At 65.1% G+C, this 21,597-nt stretch carries 22 protein-coding genes and 1 tRNA gene; 11 read left to right on the top strand and 12 right to left on the bottom strand.

The window, feature by feature from the left end:
* The first annotated feature begins 44 nt into the window (after positions 1–44).
* From atpD to G473_RS27150, 4 genes are all read left to right on the top strand, one after another.
* A complete protein-coding gene (gene atpD / locus G473_RS0115130) occupies positions 45–1,484 on the top strand; it encodes a F0F1 ATP synthase subunit beta (RefSeq protein ID WP_029013793.1) in 1,440 nt (479 codons plus the stop codon).
* 98 nt (positions 1,485–1,582) lie between these two features.
* The gene (gene atpC, locus G473_RS0115135) at positions 1,583–2,011 is read left to right on the top strand and encodes an ATP synthase F1 subunit epsilon (protein ID WP_029013794.1); all 429 of its coding nucleotides are present in this window, start codon (positions 1,583–1,585) and stop codon (positions 2,009–2,011) included.
* 167 nt (positions 2,012–2,178) lie between these two features.
* A complete protein-coding gene (locus tag G473_RS0115140) occupies positions 2,179–2,997 on the top strand; it encodes an acyl-ACP desaturase (RefSeq protein WP_029013795.1) in 819 nt (272 codons plus the stop codon).
* 107 nt (positions 2,998–3,104) lie between these two features.
* On the top strand, positions 3,105–4,133 hold the full coding sequence (locus G473_RS27150) for a patatin-like phospholipase family protein (RefSeq protein ID WP_084438194.1): 1,029 nt from the start codon (positions 3,105–3,107) through the stop codon (positions 4,131–4,133).
* Between the two features lie 8 nt (positions 4,134–4,141).
* On the opposite strand, the gene G473_RS0115150 is transcribed toward G473_RS27150, so the two are convergent.
* Positions 4,142–5,557, bottom strand: coding sequence for an FAD-binding oxidoreductase (locus G473_RS0115150; protein ID WP_029013796.1), 1,416 nt, complete (start codon positions 5,555–5,557; stop codon positions 4,142–4,144).
* A 170-nt stretch (positions 5,558–5,727) separates the two neighbouring features.
* Between G473_RS0115150 and G473_RS0115155 the strand changes: the two genes are divergently transcribed.
* Positions 5,728–6,279, top strand: a complete 552-nt coding sequence (locus tag G473_RS0115155) for a cysteine hydrolase family protein (protein WP_029013797.1) — start codon at positions 5,728–5,730, stop codon at positions 6,277–6,279.
* Between the two features lie 7 nt (positions 6,280–6,286).
* Here G473_RS0115155 and G473_RS0115160 read toward each other — a convergent pair whose 3' ends face one another.
* A complete protein-coding gene (locus tag G473_RS0115160) occupies positions 6,287–7,243 on the bottom strand; it encodes an L-threonylcarbamoyladenylate synthase (protein WP_029013798.1) in 957 nt (318 codons plus the stop codon).
* 237 nt (positions 7,244–7,480) lie between these two features.
* A complete protein-coding gene (locus G473_RS0115165) occupies positions 7,481–7,909 on the bottom strand; it encodes a VOC family protein (RefSeq protein ID WP_029013799.1) in 429 nt (142 codons plus the stop codon).
* 116 nt (positions 7,910–8,025) lie between these two features.
* Between G473_RS0115165 and parA the strand changes: the two genes are divergently transcribed.
* Complete coding sequence (gene parA / locus G473_RS0115170) at positions 8,026–8,670, top strand: ParA family partition ATPase (protein ID WP_029013800.1); 645 nt, start codon at positions 8,026–8,028, stop codon at positions 8,668–8,670.
* Positions 8,671–8,743: 73 nt separating this feature from the next.
* Here parA and G473_RS27155 read toward each other — a convergent pair whose 3' ends face one another.
* The 3 genes from G473_RS27155 to G473_RS0115185 all read right to left on the bottom strand — a co-directional run bounded on the left by G473_RS27155 (position 8,744) and on the right by G473_RS0115185 (position 11,484).
* Complete coding sequence (locus G473_RS27155) at positions 8,744–8,935, bottom strand: YbdD/YjiX family protein (RefSeq protein ID WP_051330323.1); 192 nt, start codon at positions 8,933–8,935, stop codon at positions 8,744–8,746.
* A gap of 2 nt (positions 8,936–8,937) precedes the next feature.
* Positions 8,938–11,016 (bottom strand): carbon starvation CstA family protein, encoded by a 2,079-nt coding sequence (locus tag G473_RS0115180; RefSeq protein ID WP_029013801.1) that lies wholly within the window; start codon positions 11,014–11,016, stop codon positions 8,938–8,940.
* Between the two features lie 393 nt (positions 11,017–11,409).
* Positions 11,410–11,484, bottom strand: a tRNA-Val gene (locus tag G473_RS0115185).
* 198 nt (positions 11,485–11,682) lie between these two features.
* Here G473_RS0115185 and G473_RS0115190 point away from each other — a divergent pair.
* Positions 11,683–12,564: a DUF3108 domain-containing protein gene (locus G473_RS0115190; RefSeq protein ID WP_029013802.1), complete on the top strand. Its 882-nt coding sequence runs from the start codon at positions 11,683–11,685 to the stop codon at positions 12,562–12,564.
* A 9-nt stretch (positions 12,565–12,573) separates the two neighbouring features.
* Here G473_RS0115190 and gph read toward each other — a convergent pair whose 3' ends face one another.
* Positions 12,574–13,260 (bottom strand): phosphoglycolate phosphatase, encoded by a 687-nt coding sequence (gene gph, locus G473_RS0115195; RefSeq protein ID WP_035707456.1) that lies wholly within the window; start codon positions 13,258–13,260, stop codon positions 12,574–12,576.
* 99 nt (positions 13,261–13,359) lie between these two features.
* Between gph and glmU the strand changes: the two genes are divergently transcribed.
* The gene (gene glmU, locus G473_RS0115200) at positions 13,360–14,718 is read left to right on the top strand and encodes a bifunctional UDP-N-acetylglucosamine diphosphorylase/glucosamine-1-phosphate N-acetyltransferase GlmU (protein ID WP_029013804.1); all 1,359 of its coding nucleotides are present in this window, start codon (positions 13,360–13,362) and stop codon (positions 14,716–14,718) included.
* A 13-nt stretch (positions 14,719–14,731) separates the two neighbouring features.
* Here glmU and gcvA read toward each other — a convergent pair whose 3' ends face one another.
* Positions 14,732–15,661, bottom strand: a complete 930-nt coding sequence (gcvA, locus tag G473_RS0115205) for a transcriptional regulator GcvA (RefSeq protein WP_029013805.1) — start codon at positions 15,659–15,661, stop codon at positions 14,732–14,734.
* Between the two features lie 124 nt (positions 15,662–15,785).
* Between gcvA and G473_RS0115210 the strand changes: the two genes are divergently transcribed.
* The gene (locus G473_RS0115210) at positions 15,786–15,983 is read left to right on the top strand and encodes a hypothetical protein (RefSeq protein ID WP_035707459.1); all 198 of its coding nucleotides are present in this window, start codon (positions 15,786–15,788) and stop codon (positions 15,981–15,983) included.
* Between the two features lie 15 nt (positions 15,984–15,998).
* Here G473_RS0115210 and G473_RS0115215 read toward each other — a convergent pair whose 3' ends face one another.
* Positions 15,999–16,544 carry a DinB family protein gene (locus G473_RS0115215; protein WP_029013807.1) on the bottom strand — a complete coding sequence of 182 codons (546 nt, stop codon included), beginning with the start codon at positions 16,542–16,544 and terminating at the stop codon, positions 15,999–16,001.
* Between the two features lie 93 nt (positions 16,545–16,637).
* On the opposite strand from G473_RS0115215, the gene G473_RS0115225 reads away from it, so the two are divergent.
* Complete coding sequence (locus tag G473_RS0115225; protein WP_029013808.1) at positions 16,638–17,102, top strand: peroxiredoxin; 465 nt, start codon at positions 16,638–16,640, stop codon at positions 17,100–17,102.
* A gap of 140 nt (positions 17,103–17,242) precedes the next feature.
* A complete protein-coding gene (locus G473_RS0115230) occupies positions 17,243–18,475 on the top strand; it encodes a GAF domain-containing sensor histidine kinase (protein ID WP_029013809.1) in 1,233 nt (410 codons plus the stop codon).
* Positions 18,476–18,586: 111 nt separating this feature from the next.
* Here the strand turns inward: G473_RS0115230 and G473_RS0115235 are convergent, their stop codons facing one another.
* From G473_RS0115235 to G473_RS0115245, 3 genes are read right to left on the bottom strand one after another with little or no spacing between them, the layout of a single operon-like run.
* A complete protein-coding gene (locus G473_RS0115235; protein ID WP_029013810.1) occupies positions 18,587–19,615 on the bottom strand; it encodes a peptidoglycan -binding protein in 1,029 nt (342 codons plus the stop codon).
* 3 nt (positions 19,616–19,618) lie between these two features.
* A complete protein-coding gene (locus G473_RS27160; protein WP_245580079.1) occupies positions 19,619–20,851 on the bottom strand; it encodes a flagellar motor protein MotA in 1,233 nt (410 codons plus the stop codon).
* Positions 20,848–21,510 (bottom strand): hypothetical protein, encoded by a 663-nt coding sequence (locus G473_RS0115245; RefSeq protein ID WP_029013811.1) that lies wholly within the window; start codon positions 21,508–21,510, stop codon positions 20,848–20,850. Before G473_RS0115245 ends, G473_RS27160 begins: the two co-directional genes overlap by 4 nt.
* Positions 21,511–21,597 lie beyond the last annotated feature (87 nt).

The raw sequence follows: 21,597 nt of genomic DNA on the forward strand, positions 1-21,597 counted from the left end.
TCCAAGACGAAGTCTAGATATCGGGTTCCGAGGGAGCTTGCCCCATGGCTAATACGAGCAACGCGGTCGGCCGCATCACCCAGGTGCTGGGCGCCGTCGTGGACGTTCAGTTCGACGCCGAACTGCCGCCCATCCTGAACGCCCTGCACACGGTGAACGAGGGCAAGACCCTCGTGCTCGAAGTGGCGCAGCACCTGGGCCAGAACACCATCCGCGCCATCGCCATGGACACGACCGATGGTCTGATCCGTGGTCAGGAGGTCAAGGATACCGGCGCCCCGATCACCGTGCCGGTCGGCCCGGCCACCCTGGGCCGCATCCTGAACGTGATCGGTGAGCCGATCGACGAGCGCGGTCCGGTCGACCAGACCAATGTCGCGGCCATCCACCGTGAAGCCCCGGCCTTCTCCGAACAGGCGACCGAGGCCGAGATCCTGGTGACGGGCATCAAGGTCATCGACCTGCTGGCCCCGTACCTGAAGGGCGGCAAGATCGGCCTGTTTGGCGGCGCCGGCGTCGGCAAGACCGTGACCATTCAGGAACTGATCAACAACATCGCCAAGGCGCACGGCGGTGTGTCCGTGTTCGCCGGCGTGGGTGAGCGTACCCGTGAAGGTAACGACCTGTACCACGAAATGGTGGACTCGGGCGTTATCAAGCTGAACGAGAACGACACCGCCGGTTCCAAGGTGGCGCTGGTCTATGGTCAGATGAACGAGCCGCCGGGCGCCCGCGCCCGCGTCGCCCTGACCGGCCTGTCCGTTGCGGAATATTTCCGCGACCAGGAAGGCCAGGACGTGCTGTTCTTCGTGGACAACATCTTCCGCTTCACCCAGGCCGGCGCCGAAGTGTCCGCACTTCTGGGCCGTATCCCGTCCGCCGTGGGTTACCAGCCGACGCTGGCAACCGACATGGGCGCCCTGCAGGAGCGTATCACCTCCACCAAGAAGGGTTCGATCACCTCGGTGCAGGCCGTGTACGTGCCCGCCGACGACTTGACCGACCCGGCGCCCGCCACCTCGTTCGCCCACCTGGACGCCACCACGGTGTTGAGCCGTTCCATCGCTGAAATGGCCATTTTCCCGGCCGTGGATCCGCTGGACAGCACCAGCCGTGCGCTGGACCCGCGCGTTGTGGGTGAAGAGCATTACACCATCGCCCGCCGCGTGCAGCAGGTTCTCCAGCAGTACAAGGCGCTCCAGGACATCATCGCCATCCTGGGCATGGACGAACTGTCGGAAGAGGATAAGCTGGTCGTGGCCCGTGCCCGTAAGATCCAGCGCTTCCTGTCCCAGCCGTTCCACGTGGCCGAAGTGTTCACCGGTACGCCGGGCGTGCTGGTGTCCATCGAAGACACGGTCAAGGGCTTCAAGGGCATCGTCAACGGCGACTATGACCACCTGCCGGAAGCCGCCTTCTACATGGTCGGCACCATCGAGCAGGCTGTCGAGAAGGCCCGCAAGATGGCCGCTGAGGCCGCCTAAGGTCCGTCATTCGGAAAGCCCTTCCGCCGCTTGCCGGTGGAAGGGTGATCCACAGGAGGGGGCAGCCCCTCCTTTTCGGTATTTTCAAGGTGTGAGCCATGGCCGACAAGGTTGAATTCGAGCTGGTATCGCCGGAGAAGCTGCTGGTTTCGCAGCCGGTGACCATGGTGGTGGTGCCGGGGGCCGAGGGTTTCCTGGGTGTGCTGCCGGGCCATGCGCCGATGATCGTCACCGTCAAGCCGGGTGTCATCGACATCTATGCCAATGACATGACGACCATCACCCAGCGCATCTTCGTCGCCGGGGGTTTCTGCGAGATCACCGGTGGCCGCGTGACGGTCCTGGCTGAAGAGGCATCCGATCTGGCGGCGCTGAAGTCGCTGGACCGCGCCGGCCTGGAAAAGGATCTGGCCGATCTGAACGAGGATCTGGCCGACGCCAAGACCGAAACGGAACGCCATCTGATTGAGCAGAAGCTGGGCATCGTTCTGGCCAAGCTGAATGCCCAGGGCGAAACCCTGCATTGATCAATAGCGGTGAGGCGTAACAATTCTGTCACGTCTTGTCGTTTTTGAGAGCGATTATCACGGGGGCGCTTGGCGCCCCCGTTGCTTTTTTGGCCCAGCTTGCCAATCTGTGCATCAACCGGCGGCATATGGGCCGGATCGCTATTGCTTCAGGAAAGTCTGCCGATATGGCGTATACGCACTGGACCATCGAAGGCCTCCCCTGGGACAAGCTGGACCTGTCGAAGGTTGATCCCGACAAGGTGAAGCTGGCCAAGGCTGCGGCGCTGGTCGAATATAACGGCCACATCTATGCCGACTATCTGTGCAACGTCTTCCGCGACGATCCGGAATTCTGCCGTATCGCCCGCGACTGGGCGGTGGAGGAAGTGCAGCATGGGGAGGCCCTGGGCACCTGGGCCGCCCGTGTCGATCCGACCTGGGACTTCCAGGCCGCTGTGCAGCGCTTCCGTGATGGCTACAAGATCGAGACGGGGGTGGAAACCTCCAAGCGCGGCAGCCGCGCCGGCGAACTGGTGAGCCGCTGCATCGTGGAGACGGGCACCTCCAGCTATTACACGGCGCTGGCCGATGATACGGAGGAGCCGGTATTCAAGCAGCTCTGCCGCCATATCGCCGCTGATGAGCTCCGCCATTACAAGCTGTTCTATGATCACTTGAAGCGCTATCTGGAGCAGGAGAAGCTGAACCGCTTCCAGCGTCTCTGGATCAGCCTGTCGCGCATCAATGAGACGGAGGACGATGAATTGTCCTACGCCTTCTATGCCGCCAATTACTGGACCCGCCCCTATCAGCGGGAAGAGAATAACAACGAATATACCAAGCTGGCCTATTCCTATTACCAGCCCGAACATCTGGACCGGATGGTCGCCATGGTGTTCAAGGCCAGCGGGTTGAAGCCGCAGGGCTGGCTGCACGATATGGCGTCGAAATTCGCCTATAGCCGCATGCGCAAGAAGGCGAATGACGCGGCCATGGCCGCCTGATCAGTCTCGGGAGCGGCCTGCCTTTGGCAGGCCCACCTTTGGCAGACTTGTCCGCCAAGCCCTCCATCCCCATTATTGTGCAATGCAGCAATAAAGGGCGAAGCGTGATGCTGAAGAAGCTGATGGGGGGATTGACGGGGCGGGCCAAGGCAGCGGCACCCGTCGTACCTGTGCCCGCCGGCCCTGATGTCCCTCCGCCTAAGCCCAATCGCCCTACCGGCATGGCCCTGGCCCTTCAGGGCGGTGGCTCCCTGGGGGCTTTTACCTGGGGTGTGCTGGACCGTTTGCTGGACGAGCCTGACTTCGCGCCGCTGCGCCTGTCCGGGGCCAGTGCCGGGGCCGTCAATGCCACTGCTTTCGCGTGTGGCTGGGCCGCCGGTGGGGCGGCGGGGGCCCGCGATGCGCTGGAGCGGATTTGGCACCGTGTCGGGGAGTGCGGGGCCGAGTCTCTGGGCTTCTGCCCGACCTGGGCCAATAATGGTATGGTCCGGGCCGCTAACAATGCCGCGTTCCAGTTCGCAACGCGCTTTTTCTCCCCCTATGCGCTGAACCCGCTTGGGATCAACCCGTTGCGCGACATCCTGTCGGCGGAGCTGGATTTTGACGCTTTGCGCCAGAAGGCAGCACCGCGCCTGTTCATCTCGGCCACGCGGGTGAGCGATGGTGGTGCATGCGTTTTTTCCAACGGTCAGATCGGGCTGGATGTGCTGCTGGCATCGACCACCCTGCCGACGCTGCATCAGGCGGTGGACATTGATGGTGAAGCCTACTGGGATGGGGGGTACACCTTAAACCCACCCGTTGCCGCGCTGCTGGACGGCCCGGCGATTGGCGATATCCTGGTGGTGCAGGCCATGCCCAACCGCACGGCCACCGTACCGCGCACCGCCACCGCCATCCGGGAGCGGCTGAACGAGATCACCTTCTCCCGCCCGCTGGAAGCGGAGATGGACCTCGTGCGGGAGAAGCTGAACCATCGCGACCGGCCCGAACGCCTGAGCCTGCTGGCAATCGACCCCGCCAGTGAAGGCATGGGGAATTTAAGCGGCCTGCGCGTGGACCGCGATTATCTGCTGATGCTCAAAGCCCATGGCCGGGCGCAGGCTGAAAGCTGGCTGCGCAGGTCCGGGCCGTAGCGAGCCGCCTATTCCAACACCTTGCCCGGATTCATGATCCCGGTCGGGTCCAGCAGGGCCTTCACCTGCCGCATCAGGTCCAGTTCCACCGGGTCTTTTGCCAGGGCCATTTCCGCTACCTTGCGGTTGCCGATGCCATGTTCGGCGCTGATGCTGCCGCCCTCTGCCAGCACCTGTTCATGGATGATGGCGGTGATGGCGTCGGCATGGGGCTTGAAATCTTCCGTCGCCATCGCAGCCGGTCGGGCGACATTGCAATGGATATTGCCGTCGCCGACATGGCCGAACGGGTAGGGGCGGATGCCGGGCATATAGGCTTCCAGATTGGCCATCACGGTCGAAAGAAAATCCGGGATGCGGCTGATCGGCACGGACACATCGGTATGGACCGATCCGCGCACGGCCCGGCCAATCTCCGGCAGGCCCTCCCGGATCAGCCACAGGCGGCGGCGCTGGTCCTCGCTTTCCGCCAGTACGGCATCCATGACCAGACCCTGTTCCAGCGCGTCGCCCAGGATGCCTTCCAGCATGTCGCGCACGATGGTGCCGTCCAGCCCGCTGGCCACCTCCAGCAGCACATACCAGGGGCAGCGGGTGGGCAGCGGGTCATGGTCGCGACCCAGCAATTCCCGCGCCCCGTCAATGGCGAAGCGCGGCATCAATTCGAAGGCCGACAGCATGTCGCCGGTGCCCGACCGCGCCTGGGCCAGCAGGGCCACGGCGGCGGCCGGGCTGTCCAGCCCCACCAGGGCGGTTTCCACCCGCCTGGGCTTGGGGTAGAGCTTCAGGGTGGCGGCGGTGATGATGCCCAGCGTTCCTTCCGCGCCTAAGAACAGGTGTTTCAGGTCGTAGCCGGTATTGTCCTTGCGCAGGCGGCGCAGCCCGTTCCACACCCGCCCATCGGGCAGCACCACTTCCAGCCCCAGCACCAGATCGCGGGCATTGCCATAGCGCAGGGTCAGGATGCCGCCGGCATTGGTGGAGAGATTACCCCCCAGCATGCAGCTTCCCTCTGCCCCCAGTGACAGGGGGAAATAGCGGTCGGCGCCGCTGGCGGCCTGCTGGATTTCGGCCAGGATGCAGCCGGCCTCCACCGTCACGGTGTAATCGGCGGCGTCCAGGTCGCGGATACGATTCAGGCGGCTGAGATTGAGCAGGATGGCGCCCGTTCCGGCCACCGCCACCGTGCCGCCGACCAGCCCGGTATTGCCGCCCTGGGGGATCAGGGGCAGGGCGTTTTCCCGTGCCAGGGTGACGATGGCGGCCACCTCTTCCACCGTCCCAGGCTTCAGCACGGCGACCGGGTGGCTCTGCTGGATTTGCCGCTGGTCCTGGGCGAAGGGGGCGATGGCATCCGCCTCCGTCAGCACATGGGCAGCACCGATCAGGGAACGCAAACGGTCAAGCAGATCAGGGGAGAGCATGGCGCTTCTCTCTGGCTGGATAGGGCGGGCACGGCTGTCCAGGCTACCCCAGCTGGTGCCGGGTGCAAATGGTGTCCCGGCATGGCGGCTGCCGCAAATCATCCCTGGCGCGCGCCATTGCCGATGAAGCACCTTTGCTGCCAAAATTCTGGCTAAAAGGTAGAAAAGCGATGGGCAAGGCGCTGCTGATCATTGATGTACAGAATAATATCCTGTTGGGCACGGACCCGCGCGGGGTGGAGACGCTGGCGGCCCTGGATGCCATGGTGCATCGCCTTGCTGCCCTGGCCGATCAGGCCCGCGCCCAGGGCCTGCCGGTCATCCATGTGCAGCATGATGGCGAACCGGGGCACCGGCTGGAAAAAGGCAGCGAGGGCTGGAAGATCAGGGCCGAACTGGGGCCGGCAGCGGGGGAGCCGGTTTTCAACAAAAGCGCCTGCGACGCTTTTCTCGGCACCGGGCTTGCGCAGCACCTCCGCGAGCAGGGCATTGACCATCTGGTGGTCGGCGGCTGCATGACGCCCTATTGCATTGATACCAGCGTGCGCAGCGCCGTGGCCCATGGCTTCGATGTGACGCTGCTGGAAGATGGGCACATGACCTGCGATATCGGCGCGCTGACTTTTGAGCAGATCATCGCCCACCATAACCGTGTGCTGCATTGGTTTGATGCCGGCCCGCGCAAGGCCATGGTGAAGCCGACGGCGGAAGCCTTGGCCTGAACCCGGCTTACCGTGGGGCGGCGGCCCGGCGCAGCCGGTCATTGATGGCGGCGCCCAAGCCCTGTTCCGGCACCGGCATCACGGCGATACCGGACAGGCCGGGCCGGTCCAGCGCCCGCAACATGGCGAACAGGTTGGAAGCCGCTTCCGCCAGATCGCCCTTGGGTGACAGGTTCATCCGCATGGCCCCGCCCCGCAGGAAGGCATCCGGCCCAAAGGCCAGCAATGCCTCGTCTTCCGCGACGCTGGTGGCACCCAGCCGCACGGGCAGGCCGGGGGCGTAATGGCTGGTCATCATGCCCGGCGCCTTGATGCCATCCTTGGCCCCGGCGACATCCACAGGACCCAGTACGGATTCCAACTCTTCCTTCGTGACCGATCCGGGGCGCAGCAGCAGCGGCACGGGGCCGGTCAGGTCCAGCACGGTTGATTCCACGCCGATGCCGCAGCGCCCGGCGGCGACGATCAGTTTCAGCCGCGCGCCCCCGCCTTCGGGAAATTCTTCTGCCACATGCAGCGGGCTGGTCGGGCTGACATGGCCGGACCGGTTGGCGCTGGGGGCCGCCACGGGCCGCCCGGATGCCGCCAGCAGGGCACGCGCCACAGGGTGGGCGGGGCTGCGCACCGCCACCGTATCCATGCCGGCACTGACCAGCAGCGACAGGGGCGCATCGGCCCGGCGCGGCAGGACCAGCGTCAAGGGGCCGGGCCAGTAAAACTCAATCAGGCGGCGCGCGCGCTCATCCAGATGGACCAGCGGTTCGGCTGCCGCCTCATCCAGCACATGCACGATCAAGGGGTTGAAGTTGGGGCGGCCCTTGGCGGCGAAGATGGCGGCCACGGCCTGGTCGCTGCCGGCATCGCCGCCCAGCCCATAGACCGTTTCCGTGGGGAAGGCGACCAGATGGCCATCCGCCAGCACCTGTGCTGCCTGCGTGAAGGTGGCGGGGCTGGCCGTGGCCACGGCGGGGCGGTCGGGATGGGGTGGGGCCGTCTCTGCCACCGGGGCCGCCGCTTCGCCCCCATGCCCGTGATGATGGCTGGGATCGTCACAGCAATGGGAATGATCGTGGGGCACGTCCGCTATCCTTCGCGCGAAGCCTTTAAGGGTTCAGGTGCCCAAGATAGGGGCCGGGGCCGGCGGGAACACGGGCAAATCACGCAGGGGCGCCATCTGCCCACAGGTCCCGGCTTTTCCCGGTCAGGCCACGCCCGGCTTCAGGGAGAAGACGATGCCCCAACCGTCCGGATCTTCAAAACAGACAGCACGCTCGCGCCAATAGGGATTATCCGGTGGCACAGGCTGGCCGCCGCGCGCAATCACCGCCTCGCGCACCTTTTCCAGTGCTGCCCGGTCATCGACATACAGCACCAGCAGATTGTCGCGTGAAGGGGCGGGGCAGGGGCTCCCATCGCGATGCTGGGTGAATTCCAGATGGGTATCAATGCCGGGCAGGCCGATCAGCACCCCGTCATAGCCATGATGGTTGCCGCCCTCATCCTTCCAGCCGCCCAGCACGGGCAGGCCCAGAATATCCCGGTAAAAACCGATCAGCGCGTCCATCTTGTCGGTCGGGCGTGCCACGCGCAACCGGGTGATGGGCAGGTGATCGGGCCATTGTGTCGCCATTTCGGATGATCCTATCGGTTTTGTGCAGCGCAACACTTGCCGCCCCTGCGGGCTGGGGGCACACTGTCCCCGATAGCAGAACCGTTGAACAATCTGCGAAATCAGGGGGAAATGCCATGGCAGGTCGCACCGTCACCATTGCACAGCAGAAAGGCGGCGCCGGCAAGACCACCCTGGCCATCCATCTGGGGCTGGCCTGGGCGGCGGCTGGCCGGTCTGTGGCGCTGGTGGATATCGATCCGCAAGGCTCGCTCAGCTACTGGCATGCCCAGCGGGTGGCGATGCGGCCGGATGCGGCTTTGACCGTCACCCACGCCCAGCTTTCCGGCTGGCGCACCCCGCGCGAGGTGGAGAAGCTGGCCCGCGACCATGATCTGGTGGTGATCGACAGCCCGCCGCATGCGGAAACCGATGCCCGTATCGCTGTGCGTGCCGCCGATCTGGTGGTGGTGCCTGTGCAGCCCAGCCCCATGGACCTGTGGGCCACGCGGCCGACGCTGGATCTGGTCAAGGCGGAAAAGCGGGCAGCATTGCTGGTGCTGAACCGGGTGCCGGCGCGTGGCCGGCTGGTGGATGCGGTGGCGGAGAAGGCGGCGGAACTGGGCGTACCCCTGGCCGAAGCCCATCTGGGCAACCGTATCGGCTTTGCCGCCGCCCTGATGGAAGGGGCGGGGCTGATGGAAACCGAGCCAAGGTCACGCGGGGTGGAAGAACTGGACGCGCTGGCGGCGGAAATTCTGGCCCGGCTGGATGGGGCATAACGGGTTAGGTGACGCGCATAAAAAAGGCGCCGGTGGATCGCTCCCCCGGCGCCTTTTCCGTCATGATTCGGCTTCAGCAGCAGCGGTTGATGCCGCTCCACCGCCGGTCCAGTTCCGACAGGTAGAACGCTTCCCGGTCCAGCGCCGGCTGGTCCGGGTGGCGTTCACGATGGCGGGTGAGATAATTCTCATACGCCGCGTCGCCGGACACTTCCCGCAGAACGGTCCAGGCCGTCTTCAGGAAGCTGGCAGGCCCCGCCATCATGGTCAGTGCCCCCCCACGCCGGTCGGATGCGGCAGCGTCGCCTCATCGACATAGGGCGTTTCCGACAGCGGCGGCACGGGCTTGCCCTGCAGGTGACGCAGGGAGATGCGCGCCATCTCGATGATGGTGACCCACAGCACGATGATGAAGAACACCGTCAGCCCGGCATCCAGCCGCTGGTTGAAGATGATGTGCGGTGCCGATTCCAGGGCGGCCCCGGTCAAAGTGCCGGCCTGGAGCTTGGCTTCCAGGGCGTTGGCACCGGCCAGGAAGCCGACGCGGGGATCGGCATCAAACAGCTTCAGCCAGGAGGCATAGGTGGTGGTGACAGCCAGGAATACCATGGGCAGGCCCGGCACCCAGGCATAGCGCGCCTTGTCCTTCTTCACCAGGATGGTGGTGACGATGGCAAGTGCGATGGCTGCCAGCATCTGGTTGGAAATGCCGAACAAGGGCCAGAGGATATTGATCCCGCCATAGGGATCAATGACGCCGATATAGAGGAAATAGCCCCAACTGGCGACGAACAGGGCAGAGCAGATGATGGTGGACATCTGCGAGGAGGTATTGCCCAGCGGTTTCCAGATATTGCCCAGCAGATCCTGCAGCATGAAGCGACCGACACGGGTGCCGGCATCCACGGCCGTCAGGATGAACAAAGCCTCGAACATGATGGCGAAATGGTACCAGAGCGCCAGCATGCTCTGCCCGAAGGCGCCGGCGAAGATCTGCGCCATGCCGACCGCCAGCGACGGCGCGCCGCCGGTACGGGCCAGCAGCGTGGTCTCGCCCATCTCGCGGGCCAGTTCCGTCATATGTTCGGCGGTGACGGGGAAGCCCCAGCCGCTGATGGTGGCGGTGGCCTGCTCCAGCGTGGAACCGACAATGCCGGCGGAGCTGTTGATGGCGAAATAAACGCCAGGGTCCAGCACGCAGGCGGCGATCAGTGCCATGACGCCGACGAAGCTTTCCATGGCCATGGAGCCATAGCCAACCAGACGCAGGTCGCGTTCCGACATGATCAGCTTGGGCGTGGTGCCAGAGCTGATCAGCGCATGGAAGCCGGAGACGGCACCACAGGCGATGGTGATGAACAGGAACGGGTACAGTCCGCCCGCTACCACCGGGCCCGTGCCGTCGGTGAACTGGGTCAGCGCCGGCATGTGCAGTTCCGGCCGCAGGATGACGACCGCGAAGGCCAGCAGCAGGATGGCGCCGATCTTGATGAAGGTGGAGATATAGTCACGCGGGGCCAGCAGCAGCCAGACCGGCATAATGGCGGCGAAGAAGCCATAACCGATGACCAGCAGCGCCAGCGTCGTGCCTTCAAAATTGAACATCGGCCCCAGGACGGGGTGATGCGCAACCCAGCCGCCGCCCGCCGTAGCGGCCAGCAGCAGGAAAAGCCCGATCAGCGAGCCTTCCAGCACCCGCCCCGGCCTGATATTGCGCATATAGATGCCGACCAGGATGGCGATCGGGATCGTCATGGCCACGGTGAAGGTGCCCCAGGGGCTGTGCTTCATGGCATTGACGACGACAAGGCCCAGCACGGCGACGATCAGCACCATGATCAGCAGCGTGCCGACCAGGGCGGCACCGCCGGCTATGGGCCCCAGCTCGTCCCGGGCCATCTGGCCCAGGGTCCGTCCATCGCGGCGGGTGGATGCCCACAGCACCACCATATCCTGCACGCAGCCGCCGATAACGGCACCCGTCAGCAGCCACAGCGTGCCCGGCAGATAGCCGAACTGCGCTGCCAGCGTGGGGCCGACCAGCGGGCCGGCGCCGGCGATGGCGGCGAAATGGTGACCAAAGGTGATCCAGCGATGGGTGGGTACATAGTCCCTGCCATCATTGATGCGCAGCGCCGGCGTGGCGCGGCTGGGGTCCAGGGTCAGGACCTTGGCGCAGATCCAGCCGGCATAAAGCCGGTAGGCCACGGCATAGATGCCGAAGGCCGCCGCGATGAACCAGAAGGCGTTGATCGTTTCCCCACGATGCAACGCGATGCCACCCAGACAGGCGGCGCCGAAAACCCCGATGGCGATCCATATGAGATTTTGCGCGAATTTGGGCATTCATTGGTCTCCCAGGCGCGGGGGCCTGCATGCCGGCCCCATTTCCCCCAAGGCGATTGAAACGCCGCGAAGGGGATAAAGGCCAGCACCGCCCGCATTTTCGCCTCAAGGGGAGATGCCCGCCTTTTGCCCCCGCAAGGGCGGACACCGCTTACCCCCTGAAACATAAAGAAAAACATCTCAGGGATCGCAGGGTGCAACGCGGAAGAAAATGGGACCAAGGTCGTGCGGCGGCCTGTCGCACCCCAGCTTGGCATACGATGGGCTTCGACTCGTCGGGATGGTTTCCCCCGTCGCCGGCATGATGCTGTTCTGTCAGGGGCGGGAAACGAAAAACCCCACCCGGTTTCCCAGGTGGGGCTTCGGCGCTTTTGGCGCTAATCTCGGACCGGATGGTGGGCGCGGCAGGGATTGAACCTGCGACCCCCGCCGTGTGAAGGCGATGCTCTCCCGCTGAGCTACGCGCCCATCCGTCGTCGGTGGAGCGGGCTTATAAAGGGGTTACGGGGGGGTGTCAAAGGGAAAAAACAGCGGCTTCGGAAAAATTTCCGATGCCGCTTGGCCGAGTGGCCGATTGACCTGAGGTCCACAGGCCCCATCCTGCTGGGTGCGGGTTTGTCCCGGCATCGCCCTATGCTGTTCTGTTCTGGAGAAGGGAAGTCGCCCATGCCCCCGTTCCCCGTCCTTGCGCGTCCCGTGGCCAAGCGGTCCCTGACGGCTTGTGCTGCCCTGGCCCTGCTGGCGGCAGGTGCTGCCTGGGCCGCGTCGCCGCTGCCATCCCCCCGGCATCCCGCCACCCAGGCGCAGGCGGGGGATGCGGCGCTGACCTATTCCATCCATGTCGGCGGCATGCATGTGCTGGATGCCCAGGCCCATATGGGCATTGTCGATGAGATTTACCGTGTGGGGCTGGCCCTGGAGACACAGGGTTTCTTGGGACGTGTCGCCAGTTGGAAGACCGATGTGCGCGCCCAGGGCAGCCTGGCGGCGGACATACCCCAACCGGCCCGTTTCACCGCCCATGGCGCCTGGCGGGAGGAACTGCGCATGACGACCCTGGATTACCAGCCCGATGGCATGCCCCAGATCACCCTGGCCGAGCCGGTGCCGGAGAAGGATCGAGAGCCCGTGCCGGAGGAATTGCGCAAGGACACGCTGGACCCGGTATCCGCCATCGTTGCCGTGCTGGATCAGGTGCAGCGGACGGGTAATTGCGACCTGACGGTCCCGGTCTATGACGGGCGCCAGCGCTATGATCTGGAATTTGCCGACAAGGGGCGGGAGACACTGGCCGCCAGCAACCTCTCTGCCTTTGCGGGAGAGGCGCAGCGCTGCGCCGTTACCTACAAGCCCGTTGCCGGTCGCTGGAAGGAACAGAATAACCGCCGCGACCGGGATGGCGATGGGCGGCGCAATAGCGGGCGTGATGTCTCCCTCTGGATCGCCCCCGCCGCACCGGGCCAGCCGATGGTGCCGGTGCGGCTGGAAATGGCCAGCCCGCTGGGGCCGGTCATGGTCCATCTGGCCAAGCTGGACCGGGTGCGGTGAGGGCCGGCGTCATCCCTGTGATACCAGCCGCTCCAACGCTGCCGGCAGATCGGCGAAGCGGTCGATGATCAACTCCGCCCCCAGATCGGCCAGCGCCATGCGGGGATAGCCATAGGCCACGGCCACCACCGGCATGCCGGCGGCATGGCCCGCCGCCACATCATTGGCATTATCCCCCACCATCACGGCCTGCTTCGGAGACAGGCCCATCCGCTCCAGCGCCCAGAACAGGGGATCGGGCCAGGGCTTGCGCCGGGGGGCGGTGTCGCCGCCCACCACCTGTTCAAACAGCCCGCCCAGCCCGACCTGTTCCAGCACCTCCACCGAAATGGCACCCGGCTTGTTGGTGCAGAGCGCCAGACGGTGCCCCGCCGCCTTCAGCCGTGTCAGCGTTTCCACCACACCGGGATAGACACAGGCGGGGGTGACCGGGATGGCGGCATAGAGTTCCAGATAGCGCGCGGTGAGCGGTGCCAGTTCTGCGGCGGGCAGTGCCGCACCCGTCACGGCCATGGCCTGTTCCACCAGCCGGGGCGCGCCATCGCCGATCAGGCCCTGGACCTGTGCCAGGGTCAGGCTGGGGCGGCCCTGTTCGGTCAGCAGCAGGTTCAGCGCCTCGGCAATTTCCGGCGCGCTGTCGATCAGGGTGCCGTCAAAATCGAACAGCAGGGCCGGGAAGCGTGACAAAACGGACATGGGGTACACCTCGGTAACGGAAGCATCTTGTCGCGAACCGGGGCCTTCATGCTAAACCGGACCCCAACCATCCCCTATCGCAGCCAGTGGCCGATTGCCATGACCGAAAGACAGCTTGCCTGCATCATCCTTGCCGCCGGCAAGGGCACGCGGATGAAGTCCGACCTGCCCAAGGTGCTGCACCCGCTGGGCGGCCTGCCCATGGTGCGCCATGTGCTGGCCGCCGCCACGGCGCTGGACCCCGCCCATATCGTGGTGGTGGTGGGGCCGGGCATGGAGAATGTGGCCCAGGCCGTTGCCCCCCATGCCACGGTTGTGCAGGAAAATCAGTTGGGCACGGGCGATGCGGTGAAGGCCGCTTTGCCGCTGCTGGACGGGTTTGCCGGTGATGTGCTGGTGCTCTATGGCGACACGCCGCTGATCACAGTGGCGACGCTGCGCGCCATGGTGGACAGCCGCAATGGGGACAGCGATCCGGCGGTGGTGGTGATGGGCATGCGCCCCGCCGAACCCGGCGCTTACGGCCGCCTGATCCAGGGGGCCGATGGCGGGCTGGAAAAGATTGTCGAATTCCTGGACGCGAGCGAGGCTGAACGGGCCGTGGGCCTGTGCAATGCCGGCTTCATGGCGTTCGATGGTGCCCGCATGCCCGGCCTGATCGCCGCTATCGGCAATGATAATGCCAAAGGCGAATTCTACCTGACTGATGCGGTGGCCGTCGCCCGTGGCCAGGGCCATGCCTGTGCCGTGGTGGAAGGCCCGGTGGAGGATGCGCTGGGCGTCAATTCCCGCGCCGAACTTGCCGGGATTGAGAAGATATTCCAGCGCCGCCTGCGTCTGGCCGCCATGGCCAATGGCGCCACCCTGCTGGACCCGGATACGGTCTGGTTCGCTGCTGATACCGTGCTGGGCCGGGATGTGACCGTGGGCCAGAATGTGGTGTTCGGCCCCGGTGTGGTGGTGGAAGATGGGGTGGAAATCCGCGCCTTTTCCCACCTGGAAGGGGTGGTGGTGCGCCGGCGCGCCATTATCGGCCCCTTCGCCCGGCTGCGGCCCGGCAGCGACGTGGGAGAGGACGCCCATGTCGGCAATTTCGTGGAATTGAAGAACACTGTGCTGGGCGCAGGCGCCAAGGCCAACCACCTCACATATCTGGGCGACAGCGATATTGGCGCTGCCAGCAATATCGGTGCGGGCACCATCACCTGCAATTATGACGGCTATCTGAAACATCGCACGGTGATTGGCCGGGATGTGTTCGTCGGGTCCAACAGCACGCTGGTGGCGCCGGTGACGCTGGGCGATGGCGCCTTCACGGCGGCGGCCACCATCGTCACCCGCGACGTGCCGGATGATGCGCTGGTCATCAGCCGCGCGGATGAGGTGGTGAAGGAGGGCTGGGCCGCCCGCTACCGCATCGCCAAGGCGGCGCTGAAGGCGAGGGCCCGTAAAGGCTGAGTATCCTGTCCGGTCAGGCTGGTGCGGGCAAGCCGCATTGGCCGGCACAGGCATTCACCTCCGACACGATCCAGTCGCGGAAAGCCTTGATCTTGGGCTCATCCGCCCGGCGTTCGGCATAGGTCAGCCAATAGGACCGGTTGGTCCGCAATATGATGCGCGGGAAGGGCAGGACCAGCCGGCCGCTGGCGATATCCGGGCCGAAAAAGGCGGGGCAGATCAGCCCCACCCCCTGGCCCATGGCGGCGGCCTGTCCGGTAAAGCCATGCACGTCGAACTGGGTGCCGCGCCCTCTGGGATCAAGCTCCACCCCCGCCAGCGCGAACCAGTGCCGCCAGAAGGCAATGTCGTCAGGATGCTGGCAATCCAGCAGCGGCAGCCGGGCCAGATCGGCCGGGCTTTCCACCCCGCCGGCCCGCTCCAGCAGCAGCGGGCTGACCGCCGGGGTCAGGGCGAATTCCACCAGCTTTTCCGCCACCACCCCCGGCCATTGCCCATGGCCGGATCGGATGCCGATATCAAATTCATGATCCAGATCGGCAATGCGGTCGCTGTTTTCCAGCCGCACGGCAAGATCCGGCCGCTGTAGCTGGAAATGACCCAGGCGGGGCACCAGCCAATGTGACGCAAAGGTCATCAGCGTGGTGATGGACAGAACCTTGTCCTCCTGCGCTTCCGTCAGCCGGGCGACCGTGCCGCGTATCCGGTCGAACGCATCATCCACCGCCGCCTGAAGCTCCAGCCCCGCCGGTGTCAGTTCCAGCTTGCGGGTCAGGCGGCGGAACAGGTCGCGGCCGATATGCTCCTCCAACTGGCGGACCTGATAGCTGATCGCCGCCTGGGTCACCGACAATTCATCCGCTGCGCGGGTGAAGGAAAGATGGCGGGCAGCAGACGCGAAGGCGCGCAGCGCGTTCAGCGGGGGCAGGCGACGGTCGGCCATCAGGGTGAACTCTTACATGGATAAAATCAGCTTTTGCATTCTATCCGGATTACTCGTTTGTCGTCGATCCTGATTCGTCCCAATCTCCTGCCATGCCGGGATGCAATCCTTACCTGGAGGCGGGATGATTATGGTGACGGAAAAAATCAGCTTTCCTGTGGCGCGACTCGGTGTGGCGACGGTTCCCCCCTCACGGCGGGTGACCATCCTGGCCGGTCTGGCCGGCCAGATACAGTCGGTCTTGGCCGAATTGCTGGCGGGTGAAACCCATCGATATGGCTTATCCCCGCATCTGCGGCGCGATATCGGGTGGCGGGACTAGGTGGTTCGGGGCGGCTCAGGCCGCCCCTTCATCGCGGGCATCCAGCCCCAGCGATCCATCGAACAGGGCCGGCATCGCCACCAGATCGGTGACGCCGGGATCAATGCCAAGCTGCATCAGCAGCGTGGTCGCCTGTCCGCGATGATGGGTGCCATGGTTCAGCATATGGGTCACCATCACCCAGGCCGGCAGGGTCCTGCGGCGGCGGGTCAGTTTGCTGACATAGGCGTAAGGGGCGGCCAGCCAGTCCGCCGTCAGTTCCCCTGCCGCCCAGTCCCGCATACGCGCATCGGTGGCCTGACGCTGGGCGACCAGTTCTTCCCAGTCAGGATAAAGGATGTCGCCCACCGCCGCGGTGGGGGCGGGTTTGCCGTCGAAGCGCTGCATCCAGATCAAATCGCCCCAGAGCAGGTGATCCATCGTCCCGTGCAGGGACTTGAAAAAAGCCCCCATGTCGCGCTTGCGGTCGGTATCGGACAGGCGGGCCGCCGCATCCACCAGGGTGCGGTTCATCCAGGTGCCATAGGCCACCATGGTGCGCACATAATCCAGGCTGATCATTTCCCCTCCTTAATCTGGCCGGGCGGGTTGACTATGCCGCCCGGCATCACAATTCTGCCTCTCTGATCGTCCCCCGCCGCCAGAGAGAGCAGCATGACCCTTGACGTTGGCGCGCCTGCGCCGGATTTCACCCTGCCGACCGATGGCAATGGTTCTGTCACCCTGTCGGCGCTGCGGGGCCGCGCCGTGGTGATCTATTTCTACCCCAAGGATGATACGTCCGGCTGCACGGCGGAAGCCTGCGGATTCGGGGAGCAGCTTCCTCATTTCGAGAAGGTGGATGCCACGATCATCGGCATTTCCAAGGACAGCGTCGCCAGCCACGACAAGTTCAAGGCCAAGTATAATCTCCCCTTCACCCTGGCATCGGATGCTGAGGGCGACGTGACCGAACGGTACGGCGCCTGGGTGGAAAAGAATATGTATGGCCGCAAATATATGGGGATTGAGCGCAGCACCTTCCTGATCGACAAGGACGGCATCGTCCGCCAGATCTGGCGCAAGGTGAAGGTGCCCGGCCATGTGGATGCCGTGTTGAAGGGGGTACAGGCGCTTTAAGCATCCGGGAGGTGCCGGCGAAGTGGCCGAAAGGGGCCGTTCGCCGGCACCTTTATACGCGCTTGGTCAGGTTGACACCCCTTGGCCTCTGACCCCAGTGTCAACAGGCACGCGGTTAGATTTATCCCAGGCGGTTACCCATGGATGCCCAAGACGGGCTGGAGCCGGTACGATTACTGGAATTCAACGGCTATTGTGGGACCGCCCCCGGCCCGGATGAACGGTTCCTGCCGCTGACCGCTCTGGCGCGACACATGTTTCGCATGCCCAGCGCCATGGTCAATCTGATCGATGACCGGACCTTGTGGCCGGTGGCGGAGGATGGCATCGCGCTTGGTCCCATCCCGCGGGAACAGTCGATCTGCAATCTGGTGATGAGCGGCATCGATTCCCTGGTGCTGCCTGATCTGGCCGCCGATCCGGCTTTCAAGGACAATCCCGCGGTTACCGGGCCATTGGCCTTGCGCTTTTATGCTGGTGCGCCCCTGCGCAGCCCCGCCGGTCATGTGCTGGGGGTATTCTGCGTCATGGACCGCCAGCCCCGGCCCGATTTCGATGCTTCCGCCCGCCGGTCGCTGGAAATGCTGGCCGATATCATCATGGACCAGTTGGCCCTGCAGCGCGCCCAGCGGGAAGCCCAGCGCAACCTGCTGATGGCGGAACGGATTTCCCGCTCGCATCATGATTTCCTGACGACCCTGGATCGGGAGGTACGCAGCCCCCTGGATGCCATGCTGGGTTTCAGCCAGATGCTGACGCAGGAGCACCTGCCTGAACCCCTGGCCGATTATGCCCGCACCCTGCACGGTACGGCGCGCGATCTGGGGACGATTTTCAGGGATGCCATCGGCTATGCAAGGATGGAAAGCACGGCGCTTAGGTTGGAAAATGTGGATTTTCCGATTCAGGAGATGGCGCTGCACGCCATCAGGAGCGCCGGCCGCATCGCCCGCCGCAAGGGCGTGGCTCTGCGCCACAGCTTCGCGCCTGATCTGCCGGCCCGGGTGAAGGGCGACCCGATCCGCATCCAGCAGGTTTTGAGCATCCTGCTGGGCAATGCCGTGCGCTTCACCCATCGTGGCAGTATCGAACTGGCGATCACCGCGACCATGATGGCGGGCAGTCCGGCATTGCGCTTCCAGGTCAAGGATAGCGGCCAGGGCGTTCCTGAATCTCTCCTGGACCGGCTGTTCGACCCGTTCGTCCTGCGCGCAAGCGCGGACGAGGGGAAAGGGGAGGGGAGCAATAGCGGCCTGTCCCTGGCGACCGCCCGTTATCTGGTACAGGTGATGGGTGGGGAAATCGGCTACCAGCCGGGGGAACCGAAAGGATCAATCTTCTGGTTCCACCTGCCGCTGGTTGGTGCTGGATAAGGGACCGGCGCTAGAGCAGATCGCGGAAAAGCGGAATCGCTTTGGAGCGTGAATCTGCTCGCCGAACAAGGGCTTAGAGCCGTGTGCGTTTCCGATTAAACGCACACGGCTCTAGCGGCTATCCAGTTTCATTTCGATCCGGCGGTTACGGGCCAGCACATCGGCGCTGTTGCCCGGTTCCAGGGGCTGATATTCGCCAAAGCCGGTGGCGGCCAGCCGTTCCGGCGGGATGCCCTGGCTGATCAGGAAATTCACGACTGAGATGGCGCGTGCGGTGGACAGTTCCCAGTTGCTGGCATAGCGGGGGGACCGGATGGGCACGACATCGGTATGCCCGTCCACCCGCAGAATCCAGTTCAGATCCTTGGGCAGCTTGGTGGAGATATCCAGCAGGGTGCGGGCCAGATTGCCAAGCTGCACCTGACCCGCCTCGCCCAGATCGGCGCTGCCGCTGGCGAACAGCACCTCTGACTGGAAGACGAAGCGATCACCCACGATGCGCACATCATCCCGGTTGCCCAGCACCTCCCGCAGCCGGCCGAAAAATTCCGACCGGAATTTCGCCAGCTCCGCCACCTTGCCGGCCAGGGCGGCATTCAAGCGCTTGCCGAGATCGGCGATCTGGACTTCCTGTTCCTTGGCTTTGGTTTCCGAGGCATCCAGGGTGGCGGCCAGTTCCGCCAGTTGCTGGCGCAGGGCGGCCAGTTGCTGGTTCAGCAGGGCCACCTGTTCCTGCGCCTCGGACAGGGCGGCTTCGCGCTGTTCCTTTTCTCCGTCGCCGGCGGCCAGTTGCGCTGACAGCGTATCGCGCTCCGTGCCCAGCACGTTCAAGCGGCCTTGCAAATCCTCCCGCTCCGCCAGCGTGGCGCGCAGGCGCTCCGTCAGGGCGGCAATGTCGCTTTGCAGCTTGGCGGAATTATCCTTCTCCAGCGCCAGCGCGTCGGCCAGGGCGGCGATGCGGCTGTTCAGATCGGCCAATTGCCGGTCGCGGCCCTGCAGGGCCGTGGACAGGTAAAATTGCCAGACCACGAACACCATCAGCAGAAAGACGACCACCATCAGCAGGGAGGACAGCGCATCCACCCAGCCGGGCCAGATATCCACCTTCTCGCGGTCGCCGCGCCGGCCGAACCGTGCCATGGATCAGCGTTCCCCCTCGGGGTTGCGGGCTGTGCCATTGGCGGTGCCATTGGCCGCAATGGTGCGGGCCAGGATCTTGATCTCGTTGCGTAATTCCTGCGTCGTCTGCTGGCGGCCCTGCACCGTCTCTTCCAGCAGCCGGGCGGTGTAAAGCTCCAGATTGCGGATATGGGTGCGGGTGGCATCATCAATGCCCAGGCTACCGCCGCCAGACAGGCCGTCGGCCAGCTTCTCCAGGATCGGGCGCATTTGCAGATTGCTTTCCGCCAGCCGGACCATCAGCGATTGTTCGGTGCGCATCTGGTCAGTCAGGGTGGCCAGCCGCTCGGTCAACTGCATCAGATGCTGGTTTTGGGATTTGCGGCCATCCTCGGTGCCGGCCATCGTATATTGCAGCCGCTCGATATTCTCCGCCGTCTGTTCCAGCAGGGCCTGGAGATATGCGGGGACGGAGCCGCCACCTTCGCCCGTCTCCGCCAGGGCGCCGCTGGACAGGCGGGTCACGCTGGCCAGCCAGTCTTCCAGCTCGGTATAAAACCGGTTCTGTGCCTGGCTGGCCTGAAGCTCCAGGAAACCCAGCACCAGCGAGCCGGCCAAACCGAACAGGGAAGAGGAGAAGGCCGTGCCCATGCCCGCCAGCGGGGCCGCCAGCCCCTGCTGCAGGTTGGTGAACATCTGGCCGACATCATCATTATCCAGGCTCAACCCGCCAATCACCCCCCCGATGGAGGAGATGGTCGCCAGCAGGCCCCAGAAGGTGCCCAGCAAGCCGAGAAAGATCAGCAGCCCGATCAGATATTTGGAAATTTCCCGCCCTTCATCCAGGCGGGAGCCGACGCCATCCAGCAGCGACCGGCTGGCCACCGCCGACAGGGTGAAGCGCCCACCCTGGCGCTCGCCCAGCATGCGGGCCATGGGGGCCAGCAGCCGGGGTTGTTGGGATGGCTGCTGCCCGGCCTGGAAGGCTTCCAGCCATTCCACTTCCGGCTTCAGTACCGTCACCTGCCGGAAAATGAACCAGATGCCCAGCAGCAGCGTGAACAGGATCAGCGCATTCAGGGCCGGGTTGGCCATGAAGGCGCTGAACAAGGCCGGGGACAGGATGGCGGCCACCACCGCCACCGCCAGCGTGAAGGCCCCCATCCGGGTCAGGAACCGCTGGGGCCGGGTTGCCGGTGCCAGATCGTTCGCTTGCGGGGGGGAGGGCTGACGGCGGTCGGCGGACAGGTTGGTCATGTGCGGAACACCAGATCGACGCGGTCGGGGGAGGGGGCTTCCGGTGCCGGCGCGCTGGCGGTGCCCACGGCTGGCACGGGGGTTCCCTGGGCGAAAATGATCAGGCGCAGCGGGTCCACCCCTGCCGTCACCAGCCGGTCGCGCAGCAGGCGGGCACGGACCAGGGCGGTACGCCGCGCATCATTGGCACGGTCGGCGGGGCCGGTGGCATGGGCCTTAATCTCCAGCCTTTCATTGGGGCGGGCCGTCAGACGGGCGACAATATCCACGATCAGCGGATCGACATTGGCGGGTACCTGTTCGGCCTGGGGCTGATAGGTCAGGCTTAAACTGCCACCCGCCACCCGTGCTGGCACCGGTGCCAGCGTGGCGGCAGCGGTGCCGATCCGCGGCGGCGGCAGGTCTGACAGGGGTGCCGGGGGGATGCCGGTCTGATCCGGGGGGGCGGGCAGGGGGCCCGGCTCGATATCCGGTGTCTTGGGCACGGGCAGGGGCGCGCGCTGCTGGGGCGTGCCCGGCCGGCCGGGCAGGTCAGTGCCGCTTTGCGCCATCGCTGTCGGCGTCCAGGCGCAGGCCAGCATCAGGGCCGCCAGGGCGGCACCACGGAGAAGGACCGGCGTGCGGTCGGAAAAGGGCGGGCGCGTCATCACGACCGGCATGGGACCTCGCAATTATGGCCCTGTCATGTCGCGAGGAAGTCAAATGTTCCATCGCGACGGGATGTTGGGACCATAGTGGAGGGGGCC

It is taken from the genome of Niveispirillum irakense DSM 11586, assembly GCF_000429645.1.
GTDB classification, from domain to species: Bacteria; Pseudomonadota; Alphaproteobacteria; order Azospirillales; family Azospirillaceae; genus Niveispirillum; species Niveispirillum irakense.